Here is a 930-nt window from a genome sequence, read left to right as displayed (position 1 = left end):
TTCGTGCTAATCGTGATAGCTCTAAGCCCAATAACATAGATGAAAAATGATACAACGCATTGATGTATCTCATATCTAGGGGCCTCCGGCCCCTTTGTTCTACCTACAAGCCTGACCGCGCATAATGTGATCAGTGGTTATGTTGAAGACTAGGCCCCCTGCCATAATCGAACAGGGCAGGGGGGCTTTGAGGTAGGAGGGATGTGGGGCAGCGTGCTGGCATCATCCAGACGCCCGAAAATCTTTAATATAACCCGTGTTATGCGCGACCTGGCGTCTGTGTATGTCACCAATAGAAAACCCCACAACTATGTGGGGTTTTTTACGTTCAATCTCTGCCTTTGTCCTTTAGGTACTTCCTGTAATCATCTTCAGAGATACATTCGAGCCCCTTTAGGATTAGCAGCTTTAGGATCTCGGTGTCCTTTAGGCTGGTTCTGGTGGCGATCACGGCCTTAACGGTTTCCGATTCAACGCGCCTCCATGTGCTGTCGTCAATGTGTTTGGATGGCATTTTTTGCTCCTTTTTGACTCACTCCCAGATTCTAACAAAATGAGTTAAGAGAATAATGTTTTCTTGACTTCTAAGAACTCAGGATGCAAGATTTGCCCGAAATCTTATTTCTTAGAAAATGTGTTTTCAGATTCAGGGGCAAGGGATGGGCGATTTTTCAGCCGTAGTTAAGCCAGAGCGCAATGTGTATTGGCAGCATGAGCCCACGGGCGAGTTTTCTGCCTGCGTTGCTGGTCAGGTTGAGTTCTTCCGCGATCTCCCCCAGCTTGGTCGTTATCTCTCACATACTTACCCAGATTTCGATTTTGTACCTGTCGAAGTCACCGATGCCACTTGGCGCGGCTTCTATGATCAGGGGGTCTTCTTTGATGACTGGTCATAACGCCAAAACCAAGATCGATTTCCTGTCCTTCACC

2 protein-coding genes are annotated in these 930 nt (G+C 47.4%); one reads left to right on the top strand and one right to left on the bottom strand.

The window, feature by feature from the left end:
* Positions 1–328: 328 nt before the first annotated feature.
* Positions 329–514 carry a hypothetical protein gene (locus GWQ22_RS21610; RefSeq protein WP_275931643.1) on the bottom strand — a complete coding sequence of 62 codons (186 nt, stop codon included), beginning with the start codon at positions 512–514 and terminating at the stop codon, positions 329–331.
* 145 nt (positions 515–659) lie between these two features.
* On the opposite strand from GWQ22_RS21610, the gene GWQ22_RS21605 reads away from it, so the two are divergent.
* Positions 660–896 carry a hypothetical protein gene (locus GWQ22_RS21605; RefSeq protein ID WP_275931642.1) on the top strand — a complete coding sequence of 79 codons (237 nt, stop codon included), beginning with the start codon at positions 660–662 and terminating at the stop codon, positions 894–896.
* Positions 897–930 lie beyond the last annotated feature (34 nt).

It is taken from the genome of Aeromonas sp. 1HA1 (genome assembly GCF_029237385.1).
GTDB lineage: Bacteria > Pseudomonadota > Gammaproteobacteria > Enterobacterales > Aeromonadaceae > Aeromonas > Aeromonas popoffii.
Note: the sequence above shows the minus strand (reverse complement) of the source record. Positions and strands in the feature narration are given on the sequence as shown.

What these genes read in the sequence shown, in the direction of transcription:
- GWQ22_RS21610 (WP_275931643.1), bottom strand. Translation starts at nt 514, where the DNA reads ATGCCATCCAAACACATTGACGACAGCACATGGAGGCGCGTTGAATCG.
- GWQ22_RS21605 (WP_275931642.1), top strand. Translation starts at nt 660, where the DNA reads ATGGGCGATTTTTCAGCCGTAGTTAAGCCAGAGCGCAATGTGTATTGG.